Source organism: Nonomuraea ceibae (assembly GCF_019396325.1).
In the GTDB taxonomy this organism is placed as follows: domain Bacteria; phylum Actinomycetota; class Actinomycetes; order Streptosporangiales; family Streptosporangiaceae; genus Nonomuraea; species Nonomuraea ceibae.
The window spans coordinates 14507-39099 of sequence record NZ_JAHKRO010000087.1 but is presented as its reverse complement, the minus strand read 5'-3'; the positions used below and the strand labels follow the sequence as shown (position 1 = coordinate 39099).

The window sequence follows — 24593 nt, the reverse complement described above, 5'->3', positions numbered from 1 at the left end:
GGCGGGGGGGCGCGTGCTCGTCGCGCTGGCCCGCCTCACGGCGGCCGAGCGGCGGGCCGAGCGGCGGGCCGAGCGGCGGGCCGGTGTACGGGGGTCCGGTGTACGGGGGTCCGGGGGCGGCGGGGAGGCGCGGCGGCTGTACGGGCAGGCGGTGACGGCGGTGCTCGACGTCGGCCTGGCCGCCGACCTGGCGGACGTCGCCGAGGGGCTGGCCGGGGCGCTGGTCCTGGAGAGCGTGGCCGGGTGGGCCGCGGGGGTGGCGGGGCAGGGCGCGGTTTCTGCGGGGGTGGCGGAGAGGGCGGCGGTGTTGCTGGGGGCGGGGGTGGCGGTGCGGGGGGCGGCGGTGGCCGGTGATCGGCAGGTTGCCGCGACCGCCGAGGCGGCACGCGAGGTGCTGGGGGTCGAGGCGTTCGACCGCGCGCACGCCCGTGGCAGGGCCCTGACGCGGGCGGACCTTCTGACGGCCCTGACCGCCGAAGTGGTGCGCCTGACCGGCGAGGGCGACCCCCCGGCGCACCGGACCGGCTAGCGCCTGGGCCGCGTGGCCCCAGGCCCGTCGGCGCCCGGTCCGCTTGGCGCCCGGGCCACTGGCGCCCGGGCCGCCGGCGCCCGGTGCGGTCCGCTGACAGTGCGGGAGTGCGGCCGGCGGGGACTGTCAGCGGGGGCGCGGTGGGTTGTCAGCGGGGGCGCCCATGCTCGGTCTCATGGACACCGCTATGAAGAACACCTCGGTCCTCGTCTCCGGCGCGAGCGTCGCCGGCCCCGCGATCGCCTACTGGCTGCACCGGTACGGGTGCCGCGTCACCGTGGTGGAGAAGGCGCCCGCGCTGCGGCTGGGCGGGCAGGCGGTCGACTTCAAGGGCGCCGTGCACCGTACCGTGCTGGAGCGCATGGGCATCCTGGAGGAGGTGTACCGCCGCCGGACCGGCGGGTCGGACCAGGAGATCGTCGACGCGCGGGGCAGGCGGCTGGCCCTGATGCCGGGCGAGTTCACCGGCGGCGACGTGGAGATCCTGCGGGGCGACCTGGCGGAGCTGCTGTACGAGCGGACGCGGGAGGGCTGCGAGTACGTCTTCGGCGACTCGATCACGTCGCTGACGCAGTCGGCCGGGGGCGTGGACGTGACGTTCGAGCGGGCGGCGCCGCGGACGTTCGACCTGGTGGTGGGGGCGGACGGGATCCACTCGAACGTGCGGCGGCTGGCGTTCGGCCCGGAGGAGGAGTTCGTCCGCTTCCTGGGCCACTACTACGCGCTGGTGCAGCTCGACCTGGAGTCGGGCAGCCAGATGTACAACGAGCCGGGCAGGATGGCGGCGCTGGGCGGGCGGAAGGCGCCGAGCTTCTTCGTCTTCGCCTCCGAGCCGCTGAACTACGACCGTCATGACGTGGAGCAGCAGCGCCGCATCCTGATGGACGCCTACCGGGGCGCCGGGTGGCGGATCCCGGAGGTGCTGGACAGGCTGGCGGGGGTCGAGGACATCTACCTGGACTCGATCAGCCGGGTCGAGACGGACGAGTACGCCAGGGGCCGCGTGGTGCTGCTGGGCGACGCGGCGTACGGGAACACGCTGGGCGGTTTCGGCAGCGGTCTGGCGCTCGTGGGCGCGTACGTGCTGGCGGGTGAGCTGGCGGCGGCGGGCGGTGATCACCGGGCCGGGTTCGCGGCCTATCAGGAGGCGTTCCGCGGCTACGCCAAGGTGGCGCGGCAGGGGAACGCCGGGTCGTTCCTGGCGCCGGCGACGCCGGCGCGGATCAGGATGCGCAACTGGATGCTCCGCCGCAGGGTGATGATGCGGGCGATGCTCAAGGCCACGGACTGGTTCGCGACCGGCATCGAGCTGAAGGACTATGCCCAGTGCGGCGGCTTGTTGTCGAGGTAGAAGGCGTCGGGGTCGGTCTCGGGCCAGTCGCCCCAGCCGAGGTCGGTGTCGTCGGAGGTCTGCTCCGGGAGAGAATTCTGCATGGAATACATGCTACCGAGTGATACAAAGCCGACCCCGCGGGCGTTCCAGGCGCCGGGACACCCGGCGATCTCGGCGGTACGATGCCTAAGCAGGTTGTCGCCTATCCCCCGAGAGGCTGCCCATGGCCACCCCGACAGGATGGCGGCGAGAAGGCAATCTGCCGGCGGAGCTCACCAGCTTCGTCGGCCGGACGCGCCTGCTCGCCAACCTCAAGCGGCACCTGGGCGAGTCCCGCCTGGTGACGGTCACGGGCATCGGCGGCGTGGGCAAGTCGCGCACGGTGCTGCGGCTGGCGCACCAGGTGCGCAACCATTATCCCGACGGTGTCTGGTTCGCCGATCTGGCCCGGTTGCAGGACGCGGGCATGGTCCGGCACACGATCGCGTCCGCGCTCGGCATCGCCGACCAGTCGTCGCGGGCGGAGTCGGAGACGCTGTCGGAGTGGGTGGGCACGCGCGACATGCTGCTCATCATCGACACGTGCGAGCATCTGGTGCAGGGCTGCGCGGAGCTGGTGCACGAGCTGCTGGAGGCGGCGCCCAACCTGAAGGTGCTGGCCACCAGCCGCCAGTCGCTGCACCTGCCGTACGAGCACGTGGTGCCGGTGCCGCCGCTGCAGGTGCCGGGCGACGACCCGGTGGAGAACCTGTTCACCAACGAGTCGGTGCAGTTGTTCGCGGCGCGGGCCGGGGCGGTGGTGCCCGATTTCGCGCTCGACGAGTACAACATCAATGCGGTGGCGGAGCTGTGCCGTCGTCTCGACGGCATCCCGCTGGCGATCGAGCTGGCGGCGGTGCGGCTGCGGGCGCTGTCGGTGGAGCAGATCCTGGCGCTGCTGGCCGACCGGTTCAGCCTGCTGGCGGGCGCGAGCCGGACGGCGCTGCCGCGGCATCAGACGCTGCGCGCGGCGATCGGGTGGAGTCACGAGCTGTGCGAGCCGGCCGAGCGGCTGCTGTGGGCGCGGCTGTCGGTGTTCGCCGGTGACTTCGAGCTGGAGGCGGCGCGTGCCGTCTGCTCCGACGAGCGGCTGCCGGAAGGCGACATCACCGACCTGGTCACGGGGCTGGTGGAGAAGTCGATCCTGATGATCAGCAGCAACCACGCCGGCGTCCGCTACAAGCTGATCGACACGCTGGCGGAGTACGGCGAGGAGTGGCTGGAGAAGCTCGGCCAGAAGCAGAACCTGCGCCACAAGCACCTGGCCTACTACCTGAGCCTGGCGCAGCGCAGCGAGGACGCCTGGTCGGGGCCGAGGCAGATCTACTGGTTCGTGCGCATGCGGCAGGAGCACGACAACGTCCGCCTCGCGCTGGAGCACGCGCTGCGCACGCCGGGTGAGACGATTCTGGCGCTGACGCTGCTGTCGTCGCTGTGGTTCATGTGGGTGTGCTGCGGTTTCGTCCGCGAGGGCCGCCTTTATCTGGAGCGGGCGCTGGAGGCCAACAAGGGCTTCAGCAAGGAGCGCTGCAAGGCGCTGTGGGTGCTGTCGTACGTGCGCAGCGCCCAGGGTGACAGCGTGGGCGCGCTGGAGGCGGCCGAGCGGTGCAGCACCGAGGCGGTGCGGGTCGGCGACTCCAGGGCGGTGATCCTGGCCTCGAAGATGCAGGGCACCGCCGCGCTGCTGCAGGACGACCTGCAGAAGGCGAGCGCGCTGCTGGGCGTGGCGATCGAGTTCAACACCGACAACAAGGAGCTCAACCCGGGCCTGCTGCCGGCGATCGTGGAGCTGTCGCTGGTGCTGTCGGCGCAGGGCGAGCTGTACGAGGCCGAGTCGCTGCTGAACGACTGCCTCCAGGTGTGCAAGGAGCGCGGCGAGCTGTGGGTGAGCTCCTACGCGCAGTGGGCGATGTCGCTGACCAAGCTGGGCAGCAACCGGCCGGGTGAGGCGCTGGACGCGGCCCGCGAGGGGCTGCGGATCAAGCGTCACTTCCACGACACGCTGGGCACGCTGCTGGTGCTGGAGACGACGGCGCGGATCTTCGCCGCGATGGGGCAGGAGCCGCTGGCGGCCCGGCTGCTGGGCGCGTTGCAGCAGAACTGGAAGACGGCGGGCCTGCCGATGCTGGGCGCGCCGTTCCTGACCGGTGACCACGATCAGTGCGTCAAGGAGTGCCAGAAGGCGATGGGCGAGCGGGACTATCAGGCGGCGTTCGAGGAGGGCGGGCGGCTGGACCTCGACGAGGCGTCCGCGCTCGCGCTCGGCGACCTGGACGCCTCGGAGGACGGCGTTGTCTGAGGGGGTCCGGGACCTGGGCGGGGTGTGACGATGGAGCCCGCGCTCACCTAGACGGCTTGCGGCCAGCGGGTGTCGGTGGGCCAGGCGTGCACGTAGCGGGCGCTGCCGAGGGAGAACTCGATGTGCCCGCGCACCCAGTGTTCGAGTCCGCGCACGTATCGGCGGACGGGCAGCGAGGCCCACTTGTCGAGCGCCGCGCGCCGCTCGACGAAGGCGGCGATGGCCGTGTTGTGCATCTTCGACACCTCTTCGAGCGCCTCCTGGAGGTTGAACGTCCGGTGCGTGGCCAGCACCGTGACGAGGTTGTGCCGGGCCTTGTCGTTGCCCCGTTCCTTGGCGTACGAGAGCAGGTCGTTGTCCCAGCCGATGAGGTCGCAGGCCAGGTCGGAGAGCATGCGTACGTCGGGGTGGTGCCATTCTTCGGCTTCGAGCCTGTAGCCGCCGCCGACGTCGATGAGCGCGAAGCAGGTGAAGGTGGCCCCGGTGATGCGGCGCATGAGCACGTAGTCCTCGGGGGTGGGGATGAGGTCGACCTCCCGGTTGGCGGCCTCCCAGATCTGGGCGAACAGGTATTCCTTCACCGTGGTGCGCCACCGGTCGACCTGGGCGGGGGTGCCGGACTCGGCGATGCGGTCGAGGAGTTCGCGCAGGGTGACGCCGAACGGGTCGCCGCCCTCGGGTTCGCGGCGCCGGTCGAGGATCTCCAGGAGGGGCGGGAGGGCGCGGGCGAGCGCGGAGGCGCGGTGCCCCATCAGCTCGCCTTCGCAGAACGCGTCGTCGAAGGCGAACAGCCAGTTGTACCAGTCGTTGATCAGTCGGAGCGCGTCGCGGGGCACTAAGGGGTTGGTCCGCGCGGCGAGCATGCCGATCTTGGAGCGCCGGAAGTGCTCGAGGGTCTCGGCTCCGGGCAGCAGGTGTGAGGCGGCCAGCCAGCTATGGCTCTCGGCGTCGACCTCGGCGGCGTGCTCGTTTATCTCATTGGGGAACGGGCAGGGCAGCGGAGGGATCTGGAGTGGTCGCCTACTGAAGGAATGCGCAGAATTAGCCACTCATCCAGCATGACGATGGACCGTTCGAAAGGCCATACTCCCCTCATTCGTACATATTTCATATTATGAACTACTTTGCCCCAAACCATTCCAAAAACTCGTCGTGTGCGAACATCCTGGCCGTGTCGACGGCCGACGGGTTCCCGGCGGCCGGGTCGGCCCCGCCGTCGAGCAGCGCCCTGACCACGGCCGGCTCCTTCTTGAACACCGCGCCCGCGAGCGGCGTCTGGCCGCGGTCGTTGGCCCGCCCCGGATCGGCTCCCTGCTCGATGAGCATGCTCACGGTGGCCGCGTGCCCGTGATAGGCCGCGAGCATCAGCAAACTGTCACCTTTGCCATTGGTGAGATCGGCCGGGACTCCGGCCTCCACGTACGCGCGCAGCGCGTCGGTGTCACCGCTCCTGGCCAGGCCGAACATCCTGGTGGCGAACTCTTCGAGCTCCGGGTCCCCGTCCATGAGCCCATTGTGCCTCGATAGGGTGCCGATCACGGAATCGTTCCGGCTCGCCGTGGGTTCTGGAGATGAGTACCTAAGGAAAGGCTGACCAGACGTGTTCGACCCGACGGATCTCTACAAGCTCGCCGACGATGTCCCCGAGCTGACCGATCCGGTGTTGCTGTACCACTTCGACGGTTTCGTCGACGCCGGCGCCGCCGGGCGCCTGGCGTTGGGCCACCTGCTGGCCGAGCTGGAGCACCGGGTCGTGGCGACGTTCGACGTGGACCGGTTGCTCGACTACCGCTCGCGCCGGCCGATCATGACGTTCGACACCGACAGATGGGTGGAGGTGGAGACCCCCGAGCTGGCCCTGTACGCGGCCGAGGACACCACCGGCACCCCGTTCCTGCTGATGAGCGGCCCGGAGCCGGACCGGGAGTGGGAGCTGTTCACCCGCGCGGTCGCCACCCTGGTCGAGCGCCTGGGCGTGAGCCGGATGGTCACGCTGCACGGCATTCCGATGGCGGTGCCGCACACCCGGCCGCTCGGCATCACCATGCACGCCAGCCGCCCCGAGCTGATCGGCCCGCAGACCAGCGCGTTCGGCCGGGTGCAGGTGCCGGGCAGCGTGGCGGCGCTGCTGGAGTTCCGGCTCGGCGCCGAGGGCCGCGACGCGGTCGGCTACGCCGTGCACGTGCCGCACTACCTGTCGCAGGCCGAATACCCGACCGCCGCCGTCACCGGGCTGGAGGCGGTCACCCGCAACACCGGGCTGGTCTTCCCGATGGACGGCCTGCGCGAGGCGGCCCAGCGCACGACGTCGGAGATCGAGGAGCAGATCGGCGCGTCGGCCGAGCTGTCCAGCGCGATCACCGGGCTGGAGCAGCAGTACGACGCGTTCGCGGCCGGCTCCGAGCGGGAGAACCTGATCGCCGACGCCACCCCGATGCCCACGGGCGACGAGCTCGCCGCCCAGTTCGAGCGGTTCCTGGCGGAGCGCGACGATGAGTGAGCAGCCGGTCCGGGTGGGCCTCGTCGGCTACGGGACCGCGGGGGCGTTCTTCCACGCGCCGCTGATCCACGCGACCGGCGGGCTGCGGCTGGCCGCCGTGGTGACGCGCGACCCGGAGCGGCAGGCCGAGGTGGCCGCGCGCTACGGCGCCGAGGGCGTCGGCGACGTGGACCTGCTGTGGGATCGCTGCGACCTGGTCGTGGTGGCCTCCCCCAACCGCACCCACGCGAGCCTGGCCACCGAGGCGCTGCGCCACGGCAGGGCGGTGGTCGTCGACAAGCCGTTCGCCCGCACCGCCGAGGAGGCGGAGCCGGTCGTGCGGCTGGCCGCCGAGCGCGGGCTGCCGCTGACCGTGTTCCAGAACCGTCGGTGGGACGGCGACTTCCTGACCGTGCGCCGGCTGGCCGGTGACGGGGAGCTGGGCGAGGTGCTGCGGCTGGAGTCGCGCTTCGAGCGCTGGCGGCCGGCGCCCAAGGGCGGCTGGCGCGAGTCGGGCGGCCCCGGCGAGGCCGGCGGCCTGCTGTACGACCTGGGCAGCCACCTGGTCGACCAGGCGATCCAGCTGCTCGGCCCGGTCCGGTCGGTTTACTGCGAGAGCGACGTGCGGCGCGAGGGCGTCGGCGCGGACGACGACACGTTCGTGGCGCTGACGCACGCGGGCGGCGCCCGCTCCCATCTGTGGGCAAGCTCGCTGGCCGCCCAGCTCGGGCCGCGCTTCCGGGTGCTGGGCTCGAAGGCCGCCTACGTCAAGCACGGCCTGGACGTCCAGGAGGAGCGGCTGCGGGCGGGGCGCTCGCCCGGCGAGGCGGGGTTCGGCGACGAGCCCGAGGACCGGTGGGGAGTCCTCGGGGCCGGCGACGAGCTGCGCGCGGTGCCGACCGAGGCCGGCGACTACCTCGGCTTCTACCGCGGCGTCGAGCGGGCGCTGCGCACGGGCGCGCCCGTGCCGGTGCGCCCCGAGAGCGCGGTCGAGGCGCTGACCGTGATCGAGGCCGCCCGCCGGTCGGCCGAGGAGTCGGCCGTCATCAGCCTCGGCTGACCGCTGCCCGTCGGCCGCGGCCGATCACTCGCGCAGGCGGGCCCGCATCGTGGCGGTGTCGTCCGGCGTCCAGCCGTGCCGGGCCAGCCAGCCCTGCGGCCCGCCGAAGCGGTCGTCGAGCACGGCGAGGAACTGCTGGATGTAGCGCGGGCGCGGCATGTGGTCGTCGGCCGGGCGCGAGTCGAGGTCGTCGCGGTAGGTGGAGCTGCCGCGCAGCCGCCGCAGGACGGCCTCCAGCCGCTCGCCGGTGGCCGCGTAGTCCGCCACGATGGCCTCGCGGGTCACGCCCGCGATCTCCAGCGCCAGCGCCGACAGCACGCCGGTGCGGTCCTTGCCGGCCGCGCAGTGCACCACGGCCGCGCCGTCGGCCAGCGCCATCGCGCGCAGCGCCGCCACGACGGCGTCGGGCCGGTCGCGCAGGTAGCCGTAGTAGAAGCCGGTGACGCGCAGCTCCTCGTCGATCTGCCGCTCGTGCCAGGGCAGCACGCGCTCGGCGTCGATGGTGTCGGCCTCGACGTCGGTGTGCCGCCCGCCCTCGGCGAACAGCGTCAGGTGGTGGTGGGTCACCTCGGGCACCGCGGTGAGCGGGCCGGGGCCCTCAAGGGCGACCTCGGCCGTGGAGCGCAGGTCCACGACGTGCCGGAGCTTCAGGTCGCCGACCAGGCGGGAGACGTCGGCGGGGGTGAGCGCCTGAAGGTTGTCGGAGCGCAGGATCCGGCCGTAGCGGGTGACGCCGCCGTCCCGGGTGGGCAGCCCGCCCAGGTCCCGGACGTTGACCGCGCCTTCCAGATCGATCCATCTCGTCATCGCGTTCATCACGTTGACCCTATATGTCCGGCAAAACTGAGCGGATTCGGTCTCCATAACGCAGCATGAACGTATGGATCCGCGCTCCCTGCCCCCACGGATGGTGATCGATCCATCGCTGCCCCCGGACATCTCGGCCGAACTGCGCTCCAGCCCTCAGGTGCTCCGCATGGCCAGGACCGGCCGGCGGATGGAGCCCTCCCACTCTTCGACCTGGCTGTTCGTCGTGCCGGGCGCACTGCTGTTCATCTGGCTGGCGACCGGCAGCGTGGCCGGCGTGGCGATGACGGCGGTGGGCCTGAGCCTGATCGCGATGCTGCGGTGGATGGCGGTCGACGCCACCAACCGCGCCGCCAGGCGGCGTCTCCGGCTCGCCTACGAGTACGCCGGCCACTACGTGCTGCCCGAGGACCTCGACCACCCCTGCCAGGTGCTGCTGCGCCGGGCGCAGGCGGCGGCCGACGCGATCCTCGGCTCACAGGTGCACCGGGCCGGACTGATCGACACGACCGACAACCGCGTCACGCTCCCGGAGGAGCTGTGGCAGATCAGCCGGCGGCTGGCCAAGCTGTCGGCCATGCACGCCGAGCACGGCCGGCTGGTCCCCCGCGACCTGCCCTCCGGTCTGGAGGACGCGTTCAAGCCCTACAGCTCGGCGCTCGACGCCGCCTGGACGTCCCTGTGCAGGCGGGTGCGCAACCTGGAGAAGTACGCCAAGCAGGTGGTCAAGGCCGACCGGGTCTTCCACGCGCACCAGCGGCTGGAGGCGCTGGCCGCGCGCACCCCGGACTACCAGCAGCTCGTGGCCGAGACCGTGCGCGACGACCTGGCCCGCGCGCACATCAAGGAGCTGTCCGACCAGGCCACGCAGGTGCGCAGGCTGTTCGAGCAGAGCATCCACGAGGCCAGGCAGGCGGCCGGCGAGCTGCTCAGGTCTCCGCTCGTCTGAGCAGCTCCAGCGTCCTGCTCATGCCCGCCTCGTTGCCCAGGCTGCGGTAGAGGTCCCTGGCCTGGCGCAACGGCGGCACCGCCGGGGCGCGCCGGCCGTTGTCCAGGTGCGCCTCGCCCAGGTAGCGCAGGCTGAGCGCCATCCACCAGCGGTCGCCCAGCTCCTCGAACGCGCCCACGGCCCGGCGCAGCTCGTGCTCGGCCTCCGCCATCCGGCCCAGCCGGCCGAGCGCCCGGCCGATGGAGGCGGCGGTGCGGGCCACCCCCCAGGAGTCGCCGAGCACCGCCAGCATCTCCTCGGCCCTCCGGGCCAGCTCCAGCTCGCGCGGGCCGTTGGCCGGGTCGCCGACCTCGCCCGCGGCGCGCAGGCAGCGGGCCTCCTCCCACAGCTCGCCGCGCTGCCGGAACATCTCGGCCGCCCGGTCCAGGCTGTGGCCGGCCCGGGCGAAGCTGTCCTGCGCGGCCCGGTGCTCACCGGCCCGGCGCAGGCCGCGCGCCTGGGCGGCCAGCACCTCGCCGTAGACGCGCAGCGTCTGCGCCTCCGAGTAGCGGTTGCCCGCCCGCTCGAAGACCTCCAGCGAGTCCTCCAGCAGCCGCCTGGCCTCCTCCGGCCGCCGTTCGGCCAGCCGCAGCTCGGCCAGGTTGCGCTGGGTGCGGGCCATCCACCAGAAGTCCTCCTCGCCCCTGAACGCGGTGATCGCGCCGATGAGATGCTCCTGCGCCCGGTCGAGGTGGCCGTCGCTGAACAGCGTCATGCCGATGGCCCGCATCGCCCTGGCCGCCCACCACGGCTCGCCGAGCTCGGTGAAGACCTCCAGCGCCCACTCGGCGTCCGCGCGGCCCCGCTCCTGCCCGCCCTGACCACCCTGCACGGCGGCGCGGTCGAGCATGGAGATCGCCTGGGCGCGCCGGTCGCCGGCCCGCTCGGCGGCCTCGCAGCCGAGGTCGGCCACCGCGTGCCAGTCGGCCCAGTAGGCGCGCAGCGAGTGGCACAGCGAGCAGAACGCCCTGGCCAGCCCCCAGGTGAGCTCCCACATCTCCAGCTGCCTGGCCAGCGTGATCATCGACATGAGCGTGAGCCGCTCGGCGTTGAGCCAGTCGCCGGCGTGGATCTGCCCCTCCGTGCTGGAGCGGCGGCCGCCCTTGCTCCAGTCCTGCGGCCACCGGTCCTGGGCGGCCTCCTCGGCGCGGCGGCGGTAGCCGTGCAGCACCCGCTCGATGGCGTCGCCGCGCCGCTCGGGGTCGTCCTCGCCGGCCAGCTCGGCGGCGAACAGGGCGACGAGGTCGTGCAGCCGGTAGCGCAGCGCGCCGGTGGCGTCGGTGCCGGAGCACTCGGCGAGCTGGGCGTCGATGAGCGCCTCGAGCTGGTCGGCGCCGTCGAGCCCGGAGACGTCGAGCAGCTCCCCCGCGACCCAGGCGGGCACGTCGGGCGCGGGCAGCGCGCTGAGCAGGCGCAGCAGCCGGCGCTGCACGCCGGTGCAGTCGTCGTAGCTGAGCTGGACGGAGGCGCGCACGCTCTTGTCCACGGTGGGCGCGAGTTCGAGCTGGTCGAGGCGGCGGCGCTCGTCGTGCAGCCGGTCGGCCATCTGGCGCAGCGTCCACTGCTCGCGGGTGGCGAGCCGGCCGCCGCAGATGGTGACGGCCAGCGGGAGGTGGTCGCACTGGCGGACGATGCGCCGGGCCGACTCCAGGTCGTCGCTCACCCGGGCGCCGCCGGCCAGCCGGGCCAGCAGCTCCACGCCCTGCGCCTCGCTGAACACGCCGAGCCGCGTGTCGTGGGTGCCGTTCAGGAACAGCGGCTGGCGGGAGGTGACCAGCACCGCGCAGCCGCGCTCGGCCGGGATCAGCGCCTTGACCTGCTCGGCGTCGTGCGCGTTGTCCAGGCCGATGAGGATGCGGCGGCCCTTGGTCCAGGTCAGCCAGAGCTTGCGCAGCTCCTCCAGGCCGCCGGGGTCGATGGTGAGCCGGACGCCGAGCGCGCGCAGGAACCCGGTCAGCACCTCCTCGGGCCGTACCGGGGCGTCGACGCCGCCGCGCAGGTCGGCGTAGAGGCGGCCGTCGGGGAACCAGGCGGCGACCTCGTACCCGAAGCGGGTCATGAGGGCCGACTTGCCGACGCCGCCGCGCCCGTACAGGGAGACCACGAGCGGCGGGGAGCCGGCGGCGGACCGGCGGCGGGCGGCGAAGACCTCGCGCAGCTCGGCGAGGCTCTCGGCGCGGCCGGTGAAGTGCTCGGGGACGGGCGGCCACTGGTCGGGCGGGCGTGAGGACGGCTCGGCGGGGACGCCGCGCCGGGGCCGGCTCTCGGTGGTGGCCCAGGTGGCCAGGCCGACCAGAAGCGCCGCGGCGGCGGTGACCCCGACCTTGGCCAGGGGCGGGATCTCCCATTCGAGGGCCGCCGCGAGGATGCTGGCCGCGGCGGCCGCGACGCCGGCGGCGACGGGCGCGGCCACCCCGAGCCTGCGCCGGCGCTGCGGCTTGTCCAACTCAGCTGTCACGTACGTGACCCCCCTTCCGGGGGTGATTCAAACCGACGGGGCACGGGCCACGCCAGCCCGTGCCCCGTCGTTCAGCTACAGGCCGATCACGTGACAGGTGGCCGTCATCGACTTGGCCGGGTCGCTCTCCGAGGTGGCGGTCAGCTTGACCCGGGCGAGGCGGGAGCCGCCGTCGCCGCGGAGCGCGTTGACCGTCACCTTGGCGTGCTCGCCGGCGGCGACGGAGGCCAGCGCGTTGGGCAGCTGGGCGGTCCAGCCCTTGCCCGACACCTCGGCCTTGAGACGGTAGACGTCGGAGCCGAGGTAGGCGCTGACGTCCTCGGGGTGCTGCCCGCGCACCGGGCCGGAGCGGCCGGTGTTGAACAGCGGGAACGTGCAGGTGGACAGGTTCTTGCCGGTCGGGACGCCGGCGGCGGGCAGCAGCCGGACGCCGCGCCGCTGCGGGCCCGAGCCGTCGAGGGAGCGGACGGCGACGGTGTAGGACAGCACGCCCTGGCGGTCGCGGTGCACGTCGGTGATGTAGAAGTGCAGCCGGTTGGCCTCGTCGACGTACTCGTACTCGCTGCCGGAGTCGGTGCCGGCGTGGAAGAGGGCGTCGGACAGCTGCCGGTAGTCGCCGATCGTGATCGGCACCTTGGTCCCGTCGGGCATCACGTAGTCGGTCATGCCGATGTCCTGCGGGTTGGCGTCGATCACCCACTCGAACGGGGCGTCGTCGATGTTCTTGGTCTTGGCCAGCAGGACGCCGGAGTCGGGGGTGAAGGAGTCGGTGCCCATCCGGTCCACGACCTCGACGGTGTAGTTGTCGTAGCCGCCGCCGTCGCAGAGCGGGTCGACCTTCTCGTCACAGGAGCCGGTGCTCTCGTCGCGGGTGTCGAACTGGATGTTCACACCGGCCAGCCCCTTCGGGCCGGGCTGCGCGGCGCGGGCGGTGATCCGGGCGGTGACCAGGCCGGACTCGTCGAGCGCTTCGCGTGACAGGCGCAGCACGTTGGCCTCGTCGACCATCTCCAGCTTGATCTTGTTGCGGAGCATGTGCTGGGCGCCCATCGAGCCGCCGGAGGTGGGCGGGATCAGCCAGCGGGAGTGCGGGCCGCCCGGCCCGTTGAAGCTGCCGCGGCTGAGCATCTCCCAGATGCCGGTGTAGGCGCGCCGGGGCGGCTTCCCGTACGGGTTGTTGTAGTTGTCGGCGATGCCCATGATGTGGCTCAGCTCGTGGGCGTAGACGCCCATGCCGGAGCTCTCGGCCTGCACGGAGTCGACGCCGAAGCGGGCGTTGGGCCAGAAGGTGGAGCCGGACTGCCAGGAGGTCCACTCGACGTAGCGGGTCCTGGACCAGTTGGGCAGCGCGGGGTCGCCCTCGGGGCCCCACTCGTCGGGCACGTCCTCCTTGGTGGGGAACTTCATCATGCCGAACTCCTGCCAGGTGGACGACTCGTCCTGGCCGGCGCTCAGGTAGAAGACGAAGTCGAACTGGTCGGCGGTCTCCTTGCCGACGTCGGCCAGCCAGGCGGCGTTGCCGTCGGCGCGCAGGTTCTTGTTGCAGGAGTCGCCGGAGGGGCAGCCCTCGCCGCCCTGCATCTCCATGGCGTACTCGTGGTCCTTGCCGGGCATCGTGTACGGGCCGAACCCGGTCAGCTCGACGCCGTAGCGTCCGCCGGAGTCCTCCATCCAGTATTCGTGGATGGTGTGACCCCGGTTGAGGTCGTTCGGGGTGTTGAGGAAGTCCTGGTAGAACTTGGCCACCTGGTCGCGCGGCACGTCGTGGGCCTGGGCGCTGGGGTTGGCGAAGATGGTCGAGCCCCGGGGCTGGGTCACCACGAACGGCTGGTTGGGGTAGTCCAGCAGGACGAGGGCGCCCTTGAAGGTGCGCTTGGAGCCCTTGACCGCGGGGTCGTTCCACTTGGTGCCGGGGATCTGCTTGTAGTCCGCCCACGTCATGTGGTCGGGGTTGACCCAGTTCTGCGGGTCGATCGGCTTGACGCCGGTGGACGGGCGGTCGCGGCGCAGCGACGGGGCCTCCTCAGGCGCGTCGCGCTGCCACGGCTGGGTCTGCGGCCAGTGCTCCAGCCGCCAGGGGTGCTCGGGGTCGTCTGCGGGGGGTGCTGCGGAAGCGGGGGTCGCCATCAGGCTCAGCGGGATCGTCACGATGACCGCTAGCAAGCCTTTGAGCAGCTTCTTCGGGGCGTTCACGAGTTGACGGTATAGACCCTATTGACCGAGATCACCGTTCAGTTGTAGGGAAGAGCTGTAGTGGCCGTTCCGACATTTGTTGAAATACCCACATCAAGGGGCGTCTGTGGCGGATCTTCAGCGGATCGTCGACGAGCTCGCCGCTCGGCTCGAGCGTCCGCTGCTGCTGGAGGACCGCCTGCAACGGGTCGTCGCCTACAGCGAGCAGAACGGCGTCATGGACGACATCCGCCGCGACTCCATCCTGCGCCGCCACACCACGCCGGAGGTCCGCCAGTGGCTGCGCGACGCCGGGGCGCACGACTCCCCCGGCCCGCTGCGCACCCCGGGCGCGCCCCACCTCGGCCTGCTGCCCCGCGTGTGCGTCCCGGTACGGCACGAGGCCGGGCTGCTGGGCTTCCTGTGGTTCATCGACGCCCCGCCGCCCATGACCGCCGACCAGGTCGAGGAGGCCGCGGCGGCGGCACCCGGGCTGGCCCTGGCGCTCTACCACGAGAGCCTGGCCACCGGCCTGGCCTCGCACCGGGAGCTGGAGGCGGTGACCGGGCTGCTGCGCGGCGAGCGCGACGCGGCCAGGCAGCTCATCGAGGCCGGCGCGTTCCCGCAGGGCCAGCCGGTGACGGCGCTGGTCGCCAGGCCGCCGTCGGGCGAGCCGGACGAGGCGGTGCGGCTGGCGCTGGAGCAGGGCCTGCTGGCGGTGCGGCGGCGGCTGAGCGGCCACCATCCGCTGCACCTGGTCCGCTACGACCACGCCGTGCTGCTCGTGTCCGGCGCCCCGTTCGCGCCGGACGAGCTGCACGCCGCCCTGTCGGTCCGGGTCGTCGTCGGCGTCGGGCGGCCCAGGCCGTCGCTGGCCGAGGCGGCGGGCTCGTACGCCGAGGCCCGGCACGCGGCCGAGGTGGCGGCGCGGGTGCCCGGGCTCGGGCACACAGCCCGCTGGGACCGGCTCGGCGTCTACCGGATGCTCACCGGGCTCCCCGACCACGAGCTGCACCCCGGGCTGGAGCTGCTGCTCGCCGAGGATCAGCACCTGCCGCTGCTGGAGACGCTGGAGACGTACCTGGACCTGGCGGGCAGCGCGGTGGCGACCTCGCGGGCGCTGCGGCTGCACCGGACCTCGCTCTACTACCGGCTGCAGCGGGTGGAGGAGCTGGCCCGCACCGACCTGAAGGACGGCGGCGAGCGGCTGGCGCTCCACCTGAGCCTCAAGCTGGCCCGGCTGTCGGGCCGTTACCGCCCGCGTGGCGTTCACCAGGTGATTGCGCAGGTAGGACAAGACCCCGTTTAATGCCATAAAGGGGACAATCCGCCAGTCGAGACGGGAGCTCCGATGAGGTCCGCGCGGCGTTCCGGAACCACGCTGAACGCCCGCGCGCCCGCGCCCGTCGTCCTGCACTCCGCCCCGCTCGTCCTGCCCATCACCGCCGGACCGGTCCGCGACGGCGCCGTCGCCGTGCGGGGCGAACGGGTGCTGGCGGTGGGCCCCCGGGCGGAGCTGCTGGCCGCCTGCCCCGTGGCGAGCGAGCGGCGCTGGCCGGGGATGATCGTCGCGGGGCTGGTCGACGCCTGCGCCGCGCCGGGCCCGCCCGCCCCCGGGGTTACCGCGCGGGCCGTCGTGGCCGCCGACCCCGGCGCGCTCCCCGGCGTCTGCTACGCCGAGGTGCGCTGCGCCTCGGAGCGGGAGTGGGAGGAACGCGGGCGCGACGCCCTCATCACCGCGATCCGCGAGGTGGACCGGCCGTGCGGCGTCGGCGTCGCGCCGGTCACCCGCGACCCGCATGTGCTGGAGGACGTGGCGGTGCTGGCCAGGACGTTCGGCCTGCGGCTGCTGGTGCGTCTCGACCGGCACGCGCCCGCCGCCCTCGACGAGGCGGGCCTGCTCGGCCCGCACTGCCACGTCGCCTGCGCCCGGGCCCTGGACCCCGGCGAGCGCAAGCTCCTGCGCCTGCACGGCGCCGCCGTCGCCCTGTGCCCGTCGCCGCCGTACCCGGAGGAGTGGCTGGCGCTGCTGGACGAGGGCAACGTCCTGGCGTTCGGCACCGGCCCCGGGGACGCGCCCGCGGCCGGCCCGCTCGCCCGGGCGGCGGCCGTACGCGAGGGCGTGCTCGGGCTCGGCGGCCGGGTGCGGGACCTGGACGAGCGGCTGGTGCGGGCGGCGACGCTGGGCGGGGCGCGGGCGCTCGGGATGGCGGGCGGGCCGGGCGGCGCGGGCTCGCTGCACGCCGGGGGCCGGGCCGACTTCGCGGTCTTCGACGCCCGGGGACGCCACCCGTACGCGGCCCTGCTGGGCGGGCCCGGCTGCCTGGGCACCGTCGTCGGCGGCCGGACGGTCACCTGAGCCCTTCAGGAGAACTGGCCGTCGACCGCCCGCAGCAGCTCCTTGAGCCGGTCGCGCTCGTCCTCGGACAGGACCGCGAACAGCTCCTGCCCGGCCTGGCGGCGCGCCTCGCGGGCGCGCTCGACGGCGGCGCGGCCCGCGCCGGTGAGGACGACCAGCGTCGAGCGGCGGTTGGCCGGGTCGACCTCCCGGCGCACCAGCCCCGCCTCCTCCAGCGCGTCGGCGACGGGCGTGACCGACCGCGGCACGATGCGCAGCGCCTCGGCGAGCTGGACCATCCTGAGCGGGCGCCCCGCGTCGGCGAGCGCGCGCAGCGCCCGCGCCTGGCCCGGGTTGAGGCCGTGCGGCTCCAGCAGGTGCGCGTAGCGGTGCCGCAGCCGCCGCCCGACCTGATGGAACAGCTCGGCGAGCTCCGTGTCCTCCATGACGCCAGCTTACTGAGGTAACCTCAGTTTGAGACAACATCAGAAACGAGGTACCGATTTGGCCGATGAGCCACGGGCGCCCCTGCGGCGCATCATCACCCTCTTCCGCCCCTACCGCGGCCGCCTGGCCCTGGTCGGCGCGCTGATCCTGCTGGCCTCCCTGGTCTCGCTCGCCTCGCCGTTCCTGCTGCGCGAGGTGCTGGACGTGGCGATCCCGAACCGCGACACCGGCCTGCTCACGCTGCTCGCGCTCGGCATGATCGCCGTCGCCGTCACCACCAGCGTGTTCGACGTGGTGCAGACGCTGGTGTCCACCACCGTCGGCCAGCACGTCATGCACGACCTGCGCACCGCCGTCTACGGCCACCTCCAGCGCATGTCCCTGGCCTTCTTCACGCGCACGAGGACGGGCGAGATCCAGTCGCGCATCGCCAACGACATCGGCGGCATGCAGGCGGTCGTCACCTCGACCGCCACCTCCCTGGTGTCCAACCTGACCACGGTGATCGCCACGATCGTCGCGATGCTCGCGCTCGACTGGCGGCTGACGGCGGTCTCGCTCCTGCTGCTGCCGCTGTTCGTGTGGATCAGCCGCAAGGTGGGCCGCGAGCGCAAGCGCATCACCGCCGAGCGGCAGCGCAAGCTGGCGGCGATCTCCGCCATGGTGCAGGAGTCGCTGTCGATCAGCGGCATCCTGCTCGGCCGGACGATGGGCCGCGCCGAGGATCTGGCCGGGCGCTTCGCCCGCTCCTCCGACGAGCTTGCCGCGCTGGGCGTCAAGGCGAGCATGGCCGGGCGGTGGCGGCAGTCGACCATCCAGGTGATCATGGCGGCGATGCCCGCGGCCGTCTACTGGGCGGTCGGCCACACCGGCGCGATCTCGGTCGGCACCCTGGTGGCCTTCACCACGTTGCAGGCCGCGCTGTTCAGGCCCACGGTGTCGCTGCTGCGGCTGGGCGTGGAGGTGCAGAGCTCGCTGGCGCTGTTCGGGCGCATCTTCGAGTACCTGGACCTGCCCGTCGACATCCGCCCCGGCACCCGCACGCTGCGCGAGGTGCGCGGCGAGGTCCGCTTCGAGGGCGTCGGCTTCTCCTACGGCGACGCGCCCACGCTCAGCGGGATCGACATCACCGTCCCGGCGGGCGGCAGCCTGGCCGTGGTGGGCGAGACGGGCTCCGGCAAGACGACGCTCGGCTACCTGCCGCCCCGGCTGTACGACGTGGCCGAGGGGCGGGTCACGATCGACGGCGTGGACGTGCGCGAGCTGACCTTCGAGTCGCTGGCCGAGACGGTCGGCGTGGTGTCGCAGGAGACGTACCTCTTCCACGCCTCGATCGCGGACAACCTGCGCTTCGGCGCCCCGTCGGCCACCGACGAGGAGGTCGAGGCGGCGGCGCGGGCGGCCCGCATCCACGACCACATCGCCGCGCTGCCCGACGGCTACGACACGCTCGTGGGCGAGCGCGGCCACCGCTTCTCCGGCGGCGAGAAGCAGCGCCTGGCCATCGCCCGCACGCTGCTGCGCGACCCGCCGGTGCTGATCCTGGACGAGGCCACCAGCGCGCTCGACACCCAGACCGAGCGGGCCGTCCAGGAGGCCCTCGACGCGCTGGCCAGGGGCCGCACCACGATCACGATCGCGCACCGCCTGTCGACGATCCGCGACGCCGATGAGATCGTCGTGCTGGACGGCGGCCGGGTGGTCGAGCGCGGCACCCACGATGCGCTCATGGCCGCCGGCGGGCACTACGCGGCTCTGGCCAACCGGGATAGCCCACTCGAACTGGTCTGATTCCCGATCCGGTGCCATATTCGCGACAGGCGAGGGATGCCGGAGGGGGACATGACCGGTCTGCGCAGCTTTCCCGAGGGCACCTTCCTCCATTACCTGCCGCCCGCCGTGCGCGAGCGGCTGCTGGCCCTGGGCGCCGAAGCCCGCTACGCGGCCGGGCAGGTGCTGATGCGCCAGGGCGAGGCCAGCACGCCGATCTTCGTGCTGCTGGAGGGCGTGGCCAAGGTGTCGGCCAGGCCCGGCGGCGGCCACGAATCGCTGCTGGCCGTCCGGGTGGCGGGTGACGTGGTGGGCGACATGGTGCCGCTCACGCACAGCTTGCACGCGGCCACCGTGACCACCTGCGGCGCCGTGCGCGCCTCGGTCGTCAGCGGGCCGGCGTTCCTGGACTTCGTCAGGGGCTCGGCGCCCGCAGGACTGGCGATGAGCCGGTTCATCGTGGACCGGCTGCGCTGGGCCGAGCAGAGCAGGCTCGACCTGGCCGGCTACGACACGGGGGCGTGCCTGGCACGGCTGCTGCTGTCGCTGGCCGGGCGGCACGGCAGGCACGGGACCCGGGGCCTGGACGTCGGCGTGCCGCTGTCGGGGCCGGAGCTGGCGGCGCTGGCGGGCGCCGACCCGGACCTGACCGCCAAAGCCCTGCGCGACCTGCGGCGACGCCGGCTGATCCGGCCGGTCGACGGGCGGATCGAGATCCTGGACGTGACGGCGCTGGCGACCCTGGCCAACTTCCGCGCGTTTTAAACGTGACTTACCTCACTTTTCGGACATACCGGAATCCGTGTCCGTAAAGAGGGTGTTCACCACCTGTCGCCCCCGTCAAGCACAGGAAAAGTCTTGTCCCTCACCTCCTCCACGTTCCGCGCCCTCCGTCATCACAACTACCGGCTCTGGGCAGGCGCGGACCTGGTCTCCATCACCGGCACCTGGATGCAGGTCCTCGGGGTCAACTGGCTCGTGCTGTCCATGACGGGGTCGGCCACCAGCATGGGTCTCAGCCTGGTCATGCAGGCGCTGCCGACGCTGCTGCTGGGCATGTGGGGCGGGGCGCTGGCCGACCGGCTGCCGAGCCGCCCGGTGGTGATCGCGGCCCAGCTCGCCCAGGCCGCGCTGGCCGCCGTGCTGGCCGTGATCGCGCTGACGGGCGTGGACTCCGTGCTGCCCATCTACGCGGTGGCGCTGGCGGGCGGCGTCGTCTCGGCGCTCGGCGGGCCCGCGCTCGGCCGGTTCGGCGCGGAGGTGGTGCCGCGAGAGGACCTGCCGAACGCGATGGCGCTCGGCTCCGTCATCAACTCCGCCGGACGCATCCTGGGCATGTCGATCGCGGGCGTGATGCTGCCCGTCACCGGTCAGGGCGGGCTGTTCGTGATCAACGCGGTCACGTTCTTCGCGGTGATCGCGGCGGTCGCCGCCATGCGGGCGTCGGAGTTCCACGAGCTGGAGAGCGCCGAGCGCGAGCCCGGCGCCATCGCCGCCGGGCTCCGCTACGTGCTGCGGACCCCGTGGCTGCTGGTGATGCTGGCGCTGTCGCTGGTGCTGGGCAGCCTGGGGCGCAACTACCAGGTCACCATGGCCGCGATGAGCGCGGGCCCGCTGGAGGGCGGCGCGGGCGGCTACGGCCTGCTCTCCACGGTCTTCGCCGTGGGCACCGTGGTGGGCGGCGTCATCACCGCCTCCCGCGCGCGGCTGACGCTGCGGCTGCTGCTCGGCTCCGCCCTCGCCATCAGCGTCCTGCAGGCGCTGAGCGGGCTGCTGCCGACCCTGCCCGCGTTCGCCGTCGCCATGCTGCCGATCGCGGCCGGGGCCATCCTGGTGGACACCACGGTCTCGGCGCGGGCACAGCTCGACAGCCCCGACGCCATGCGCGGCCGGGTCATCGCCGCGGTCGGCATGGTCGGCGCGGCCTCGGGGGCGCTCGGCGGCCCGGTGCTCGGCTGGCTGAGCGACACCTTCGGCCCGCGCGCGGCCCTGGAGGCGGGCGGCGTGGCCTGCGTGGCGGCGACGCTGCTGGCCGCCGTGGCGTTCGCCAGGCTCGCCAGCCGCCCCGCCCCCGCCCCGGCCCTGCAGCCCACCCTGCAGCCCGTACGGCCCGCGCCCGCCCGCACGCAGAACCCGGTTCTGGAGAACGCCTGACCGGTGCCCGCCGCCGTGATTGGACCGCCGCCGGCGGGGTAGCCCCGGTGCTCATGACAAGCGACGTCATCTCCCTCATCACCCAGGACCACCGCGAGGTCGAAGCCCTCTTCGAACGGCTCAGGAGCGGCCAGGGCGACCAGGCCGCCACCGCGGCCGAGCTGCACGCCCTGCTCACCGCCCACTCCCGCGCCGAGGAGGACCGCGTCTACCCCCAGCTCGACGCCCACCACGGCGTGGAGGAGCACAAGGAGGCCGAGGTCCTGCTCGACTCCCTGGTACGCGCCGAGCCCGGCAGCGCGGAGTTCCGCCAGACCCTCCAGCAGCTTGAGGACGCGGTCACCCACCACGTCAAGGAGGAAGAGGACGAACTCCTCCCCCAGCTGACCGAGTCCGCGACCCCCGAACGGCTGCGCGAGCTCGGCCAGGCGTTCAAGCAGCGCCGCGACGAGGAGCTGCGCGCGCTGACCGTCACCGGCGAGACCAAGGCCGAACTGTACGAGCAGGCGCAGCGCGCCGACATCCCCGGCAGGTCGCGGATGGACAAGCAGGAACTGCGTGACGCCCTGCGGCAGGCCGGAACCTAGGATTCCGGCCCGTCCACGGGGTAGGGGACGCGTATGACCGAACAGCCTCCGGACCGATACGGATACAGCGACGAGCAGGGGATCACGGTCGAGGAATGGACCGACGACCGGGGTCTCAACTACGAGATCACCGAGGACGATCCCCGGCATCGCGACTCACTCGACGAACGGCTCAGACGCGAGCTGCCCGACAGGCTGCGCCACGCGCCCCGGCCCGAGCACCGGCTGACCCAGCCGGACGAGGGCCTGGAGGCCGACGCGGAGGACCGCGAGATCGGCTCCGACTGGGGCGAGGACGGCGGCGACCTGTCGGCCGAGGAACGCGCCGTGCACATCGAGCGCGACGACGAGTGACTCCCCGCCGTCAGGCCATGCCGCGCAGGGCGGGGAGCAGGGCGTGCAGGTCGTCGACGATGACGTCGGCGACCTGGGCGGCCTGTGCCCGCTCGGCGTGCAGGTAGCCCCACGGCCCCCGGCGCAGCAGCGCCGTGCGCATGCCCGCCGCCGAGGCCGGCAGCACGTCGTTGTCCAGCCGGTCCCCCACGTACAGGATCTCCCCCGGCTGCCGCCCGGCGACCGCCGCGACCTTGGCGAAGAACTCCGGCGCGGGCTTGGCCACCCCCCACCCGTCGGAGGTGTGCACCGAGTCGACCGGCAGCTCCATCGCCACCAGCGCGTCGTAGGCCCGCTCCGGCTGGTTGCCCGCGATGATCACCTGGTAGCCGGCCGCCCGCAGCGCGGCGAGCGCCTCCCGCACGTCCGGGTAGAGGTCGTCGGCGTCGAAATGGTTGCGCAGGCTGCCGGGCTCGTCCCGCTCCCACGCCGCGTTCTCCGCCTCGAAGTCGAAGCCGGGCCGGACGAGCTCGAACGCCTCGCTGTGGGACCGGTCGAGCGCGGCCATCCCGCCGAGCGCGCCCATCAGCACGAACCTCGGCACCCCGAGCCGGTCGGCCCACCGCGACCAGATGCGCGTCTCGTCGATGAGCGTCTCACCGACGTCCAGCACCACTGCCTTGATCATCAAAACCCATCCGTTATCTGGAATTTTCCCTCCACTGTACGGATCCGCCGGAGTGGCCAGTGATGCCCCCGGGGTAGGTGTGGTTCGACAGCCAGGGGGGACCTCATGAAGCCTGAGACCGACGCCAAGGACACCCAGCTCCGCCAGTACCGGGTGCCGCTGGACGACGCGCCCATGACCACGGACCAGGGCTGCCCGGTCGACGACACCGACAACTCGTTGAAGGCCGGCACCCGGGGTCCGACCATCATGGAGGACTTCCACTTCCGCGAGAAGGTCACCCGCTTCGACCACGAGCGCATCCCCGAGCGGGTCGTGCACGCCCGGGGCTCGGGCGCGTACGGCTACTTCCAGGTCTACGAGTCGATGGCCGACGTGACGTGCGCCGAGTTCCTGAACGACACGACGGCGCGGACCCCCGTGTTCGTGCGCTTCTCCACCGTGGCGGGCTCGCGCGGGTCGGCCGACACCGTGCGCGACGTGCGCGGCTTCGCCACCAAGTTCTACACCAGCCAGGGCAACTTCGACCTGGTCGGCAACAACTTCCCCGTCTTCTTCATCCAGGACGGCATCAAGTTCCCCGACTTCGTGCACGCCGTCAAGCCGGAGCCGCACAACGAGATCCCGCAGGCGCAGTCGGCGCACGACACGTTCTGGGACTTCGTCCAGATGCAGCCCGAGACGATGCACATGGTCATGTGGCTGATGTCGGACCGGGCCATCCCGCGCTCGTACCGGATGATGCAGGGCTTCGGCGTGCACACGTTCCGGTTCGTCAGCAACGTGGGGCGGGCCACGTTCGTCAAGTTCCACTGGCGGCCCGTGCTCGGCACCCACTCGCTGGTGTGGGACGAGGTGCTGCGCATCCAGGGCAACGACCCCGACTTCAACCGGCGCGACCTGTGGGAGGCCATCGAGCGGGGCGCCTACCCCGAGTACGAGCTGTGCGTGCAGCTCGTGCCCGAGTCGGCCGAGCACGACTTCGACTTCGACCTGCTCGACGCCACGAAGATCATCCCTGAGGAGCAGGTGCCGCTGAAGCCCATCGGCAGGATGGTGCTCAACCGCAACCCGCAGAACTTCTTCGCCGAGACCGAGCAGGTCGCCTTCCACCTCGGCAACGTGGTGCCCGGCATCGACTTCACCAACGACCCGCTGCTCCAGGGCAGGCTCTTCTCCTACCTGGACACCCAGCTGCTGCGCCTGGGCGGGCCGAACTTCCCGCAGATCCCCGTCAACCAGCCCGTCAGCCCGGTGCGCAACGACCAGCGTGACGGCTTCCACCAGCACCTCATCCACGAGTCGCGCACCAGCTACGCGGTCAACTCCATCAGCGGCGGCTGCCCGGCCGCCATCGACGGCTACAAGCACTACCAGGAGAAGATCGACGGAACCAAGATCCGCAAGCGCAGCCCCAGCTTCGAGGACCACTACACCCAGGCCACGCTCTTCTGGAACAGCATGGCCGACTGGGAGAAGCGGCACATCGTCTCGGCGTTCCTGTTCGAGCTGGGACACGTCGAGCGCAAGCACATCAAGGAGGGCGTGCTCAAGCAGCTCGGCTCCGTCCATCCCGACCTGGCCGAGCAGGTCGCCCACGGCCTCGGCCTGCCGGTGCCGCAGGGCGGCCCGGTGCACTCCGACGCCTCGCCCGCGCTCAGCATGACGAACCAGCCCGGCGGCGTCGCCACCCGCAAGATCGCCATTCTCATGGCCGACGGCACCGACGCCGCCGCTGTCACCGCGCTCAAGCAGGCGCTGGAGGGGCAGGGCGCGATCTGCGAGATCATCGCGCCGCACGAGGGCTCGATCGGCGGCATCCCGGTCGACCGCCAGCTCAGCGCCGCCAACTCGGTCCTGTACGACGCGGTCGTGGCCGCCGACGGCCAGGCCCTGGCCGCCATGGGCCGCGCCCAGTTCTGGATCATGGAGGCGTACAAGCACGGCAAGCCCATCGGCGCCGTCGGCTCCGGCGCGCAGCTCGTGGAGGCCGCCCGCCTGCCCGGCAGCACCGGCGTCGTCGCCGGCGACGACATCGCCCAGCCGTTCGCCGAGGCCGTCGCCGCCCACCGCTTCTACGACCGGGACGTGTCCAGCCTTCCCGCGTGAAAT

General features: G+C 72.5%; 20 protein-coding genes and 1 pseudogene. 14 read left to right on the top strand and 7 right to left on the bottom strand.

Features of this window, described 5'->3' with window-relative positions; translation table 11 throughout:
* The 3 genes and pseudogenes from KME80_RS36390 to KME80_RS36380 form a co-directional block, all read left to right on the top strand.
* Nucleotides 1-529: pseudogene (locus tag KME80_RS36390) on the top strand (hypothetical protein); the annotation flags it as partial.
* A gap of 175 nt (nucleotides 530-704) precedes the next feature.
* Nucleotides 705-1880, top strand: a complete 1176-nt coding sequence (locus tag KME80_RS36385) for an FAD-dependent monooxygenase (protein ID WP_246646346.1) — start codon at nucleotides 705-707, stop codon at nucleotides 1878-1880.
* Between the two features lie 205 nt (nucleotides 1881-2085).
* The gene (locus KME80_RS36380) at nucleotides 2086-4200 is read left to right on the top strand and encodes an ATP-binding protein (protein WP_219511615.1); all 2115 of its coding nucleotides are present in this window, start codon (nucleotides 2086-2088) and stop codon (nucleotides 4198-4200) included.
* Between the two features lie 47 nt (nucleotides 4201-4247).
* Here the strand turns inward: KME80_RS36380 and KME80_RS36375 are convergent, their stop codons facing one another.
* Both KME80_RS36375 and KME80_RS36370 read right to left on the bottom strand, forming a co-directional pair.
* Entirely contained in the window at nucleotides 4248-5249 is a 1002-nt protein-coding gene (locus tag KME80_RS36375; RefSeq protein ID WP_219511613.1) for a terpene synthase family protein, read from the bottom strand.
* A gap of 70 nt (nucleotides 5250-5319) precedes the next feature.
* A complete protein-coding gene (locus KME80_RS36370) occupies nucleotides 5320-5706 on the bottom strand; it encodes an ankyrin repeat domain-containing protein (RefSeq protein ID WP_219511611.1) in 387 nt (128 codons plus the stop codon).
* Nucleotides 5707-5800: 94 nt separating this feature from the next.
* On the opposite strand from KME80_RS36370, the gene KME80_RS36365 reads away from it, so the two are divergent.
* Nucleotides 5801-6700, top strand: coding sequence for a proteasome assembly chaperone family protein (locus KME80_RS36365; protein WP_219511609.1), 900 nt, complete (start codon nucleotides 5801-5803; stop codon nucleotides 6698-6700).
* Nucleotides 6693-7739, top strand: coding sequence for a Gfo/Idh/MocA family oxidoreductase (locus tag KME80_RS36360; RefSeq protein WP_219511607.1), 1047 nt, complete (start codon nucleotides 6693-6695; stop codon nucleotides 7737-7739). Before KME80_RS36365 ends, KME80_RS36360 begins: the two co-directional genes overlap by 8 nt.
* 24 nt (nucleotides 7740-7763) lie before the next feature.
* On the opposite strand, the gene KME80_RS36355 is transcribed toward KME80_RS36360, so the two are convergent.
* Nucleotides 7764-8546 (bottom strand): tyrosine-protein phosphatase, encoded by a 783-nt coding sequence (locus KME80_RS36355; protein ID WP_308126076.1) that lies wholly within the window; start codon nucleotides 8544-8546, stop codon nucleotides 7764-7766.
* Nucleotides 8547-8619: 73 nt separating this feature from the next.
* Here KME80_RS36355 and KME80_RS36350 point away from each other — a divergent pair, with 73 nt between their 5' ends.
* Nucleotides 8620-9495 carry a hypothetical protein gene (locus tag KME80_RS36350; protein WP_219511602.1) on the top strand — a complete coding sequence of 292 codons (876 nt, stop codon included), beginning with the start codon at nucleotides 8620-8622 and terminating at the stop codon, nucleotides 9493-9495.
* On the opposite strand, the gene KME80_RS36345 is transcribed toward KME80_RS36350, so the two are convergent.
* Nucleotides 9476-11992: an ATP-binding protein gene (locus KME80_RS36345; RefSeq protein WP_219511600.1), complete on the bottom strand. Its 2517-nt coding sequence runs from the start codon at nucleotides 11990-11992 to the stop codon at nucleotides 9476-9478. The two genes, KME80_RS36350 and KME80_RS36345, sit on opposite strands and share 20 nt — an antisense overlap.
* 75 nt (nucleotides 11993-12067) lie before the next feature.
* Nucleotides 12068-14185, bottom strand: coding sequence for a M6 family metalloprotease domain-containing protein (locus KME80_RS36340; protein ID WP_308126075.1), 2118 nt, complete (start codon nucleotides 14183-14185; stop codon nucleotides 12068-12070).
* A 106-nt stretch (nucleotides 14186-14291) separates the two neighbouring features.
* On the opposite strand from KME80_RS36340, the gene KME80_RS36335 reads away from it, so the two are divergent.
* Nucleotides 14292-15473, top strand: a complete 1182-nt coding sequence (locus tag KME80_RS36335; RefSeq protein ID WP_219511599.1) for a PucR family transcriptional regulator — start codon at nucleotides 14292-14294, stop codon at nucleotides 15471-15473.
* A 42-nt stretch (nucleotides 15474-15515) separates the two neighbouring features.
* Nucleotides 15516-16523, top strand: coding sequence for an amidohydrolase family protein (locus KME80_RS36330; protein ID WP_219511597.1), 1008 nt, complete (start codon nucleotides 15516-15518; stop codon nucleotides 16521-16523).
* 5 nt (nucleotides 16524-16528) lie between these two features.
* Here the strand turns inward: KME80_RS36330 and KME80_RS36325 are convergent, their stop codons facing one another.
* Nucleotides 16529-16948, bottom strand: a complete 420-nt coding sequence (locus tag KME80_RS36325) for a MarR family winged helix-turn-helix transcriptional regulator (RefSeq protein ID WP_219511595.1) — start codon at nucleotides 16946-16948, stop codon at nucleotides 16529-16531.
* 58 nt (nucleotides 16949-17006) lie between these two features.
* Here KME80_RS36325 and KME80_RS36320 point away from each other — a divergent pair, with 58 nt between their 5' ends.
* The 5 genes from KME80_RS36320 (at nucleotide 17007) to KME80_RS36300 (ending at nucleotide 21814) form a co-directional block, all read left to right on the top strand.
* Nucleotides 17007-18740, top strand: coding sequence for an ABC transporter ATP-binding protein (locus KME80_RS36320; RefSeq protein WP_281427347.1), 1734 nt, complete (start codon nucleotides 17007-17009; stop codon nucleotides 18738-18740).
* Between the two features lie 51 nt (nucleotides 18741-18791).
* Nucleotides 18792-19484 carry a Crp/Fnr family transcriptional regulator gene (locus KME80_RS36315; protein WP_219511592.1) on the top strand — a complete coding sequence of 231 codons (693 nt, stop codon included), beginning with the start codon at nucleotides 18792-18794 and terminating at the stop codon, nucleotides 19482-19484.
* Nucleotides 19485-19577: 93 nt separating this feature from the next.
* Entirely contained in the window at nucleotides 19578-20873 is a 1296-nt protein-coding gene (locus KME80_RS36310; protein WP_219511590.1) for an MFS transporter, read from the top strand.
* A 53-nt stretch (nucleotides 20874-20926) separates the two neighbouring features.
* Nucleotides 20927-21460, top strand: coding sequence for a hemerythrin domain-containing protein (locus tag KME80_RS36305; RefSeq protein WP_219511588.1), 534 nt, complete (start codon nucleotides 20927-20929; stop codon nucleotides 21458-21460).
* Nucleotides 21461-21493: 33 nt separating this feature from the next.
* Nucleotides 21494-21814, top strand: coding sequence for a DUF5709 domain-containing protein (locus tag KME80_RS36300; protein WP_219511585.1), 321 nt, complete (start codon nucleotides 21494-21496; stop codon nucleotides 21812-21814).
* 10 nt (nucleotides 21815-21824) lie between these two features.
* Here KME80_RS36300 and KME80_RS36295 read toward each other — a convergent pair whose 3' ends face one another.
* Nucleotides 21825-22481 (bottom strand): HAD family hydrolase, encoded by a 657-nt coding sequence (locus tag KME80_RS36295; protein ID WP_219511584.1) that lies wholly within the window; start codon nucleotides 22479-22481, stop codon nucleotides 21825-21827.
* Between the two features lie 105 nt (nucleotides 22482-22586).
* On the opposite strand from KME80_RS36295, the gene KME80_RS36290 reads away from it, so the two are divergent.
* The gene (locus tag KME80_RS36290; RefSeq protein ID WP_219511583.1) at nucleotides 22587-24590 is read left to right on the top strand and encodes a catalase; all 2004 of its coding nucleotides are present in this window, start codon (nucleotides 22587-22589) and stop codon (nucleotides 24588-24590) included.
* The last annotated feature ends 3 nt before the right edge of the window (nucleotides 24591-24593 follow it).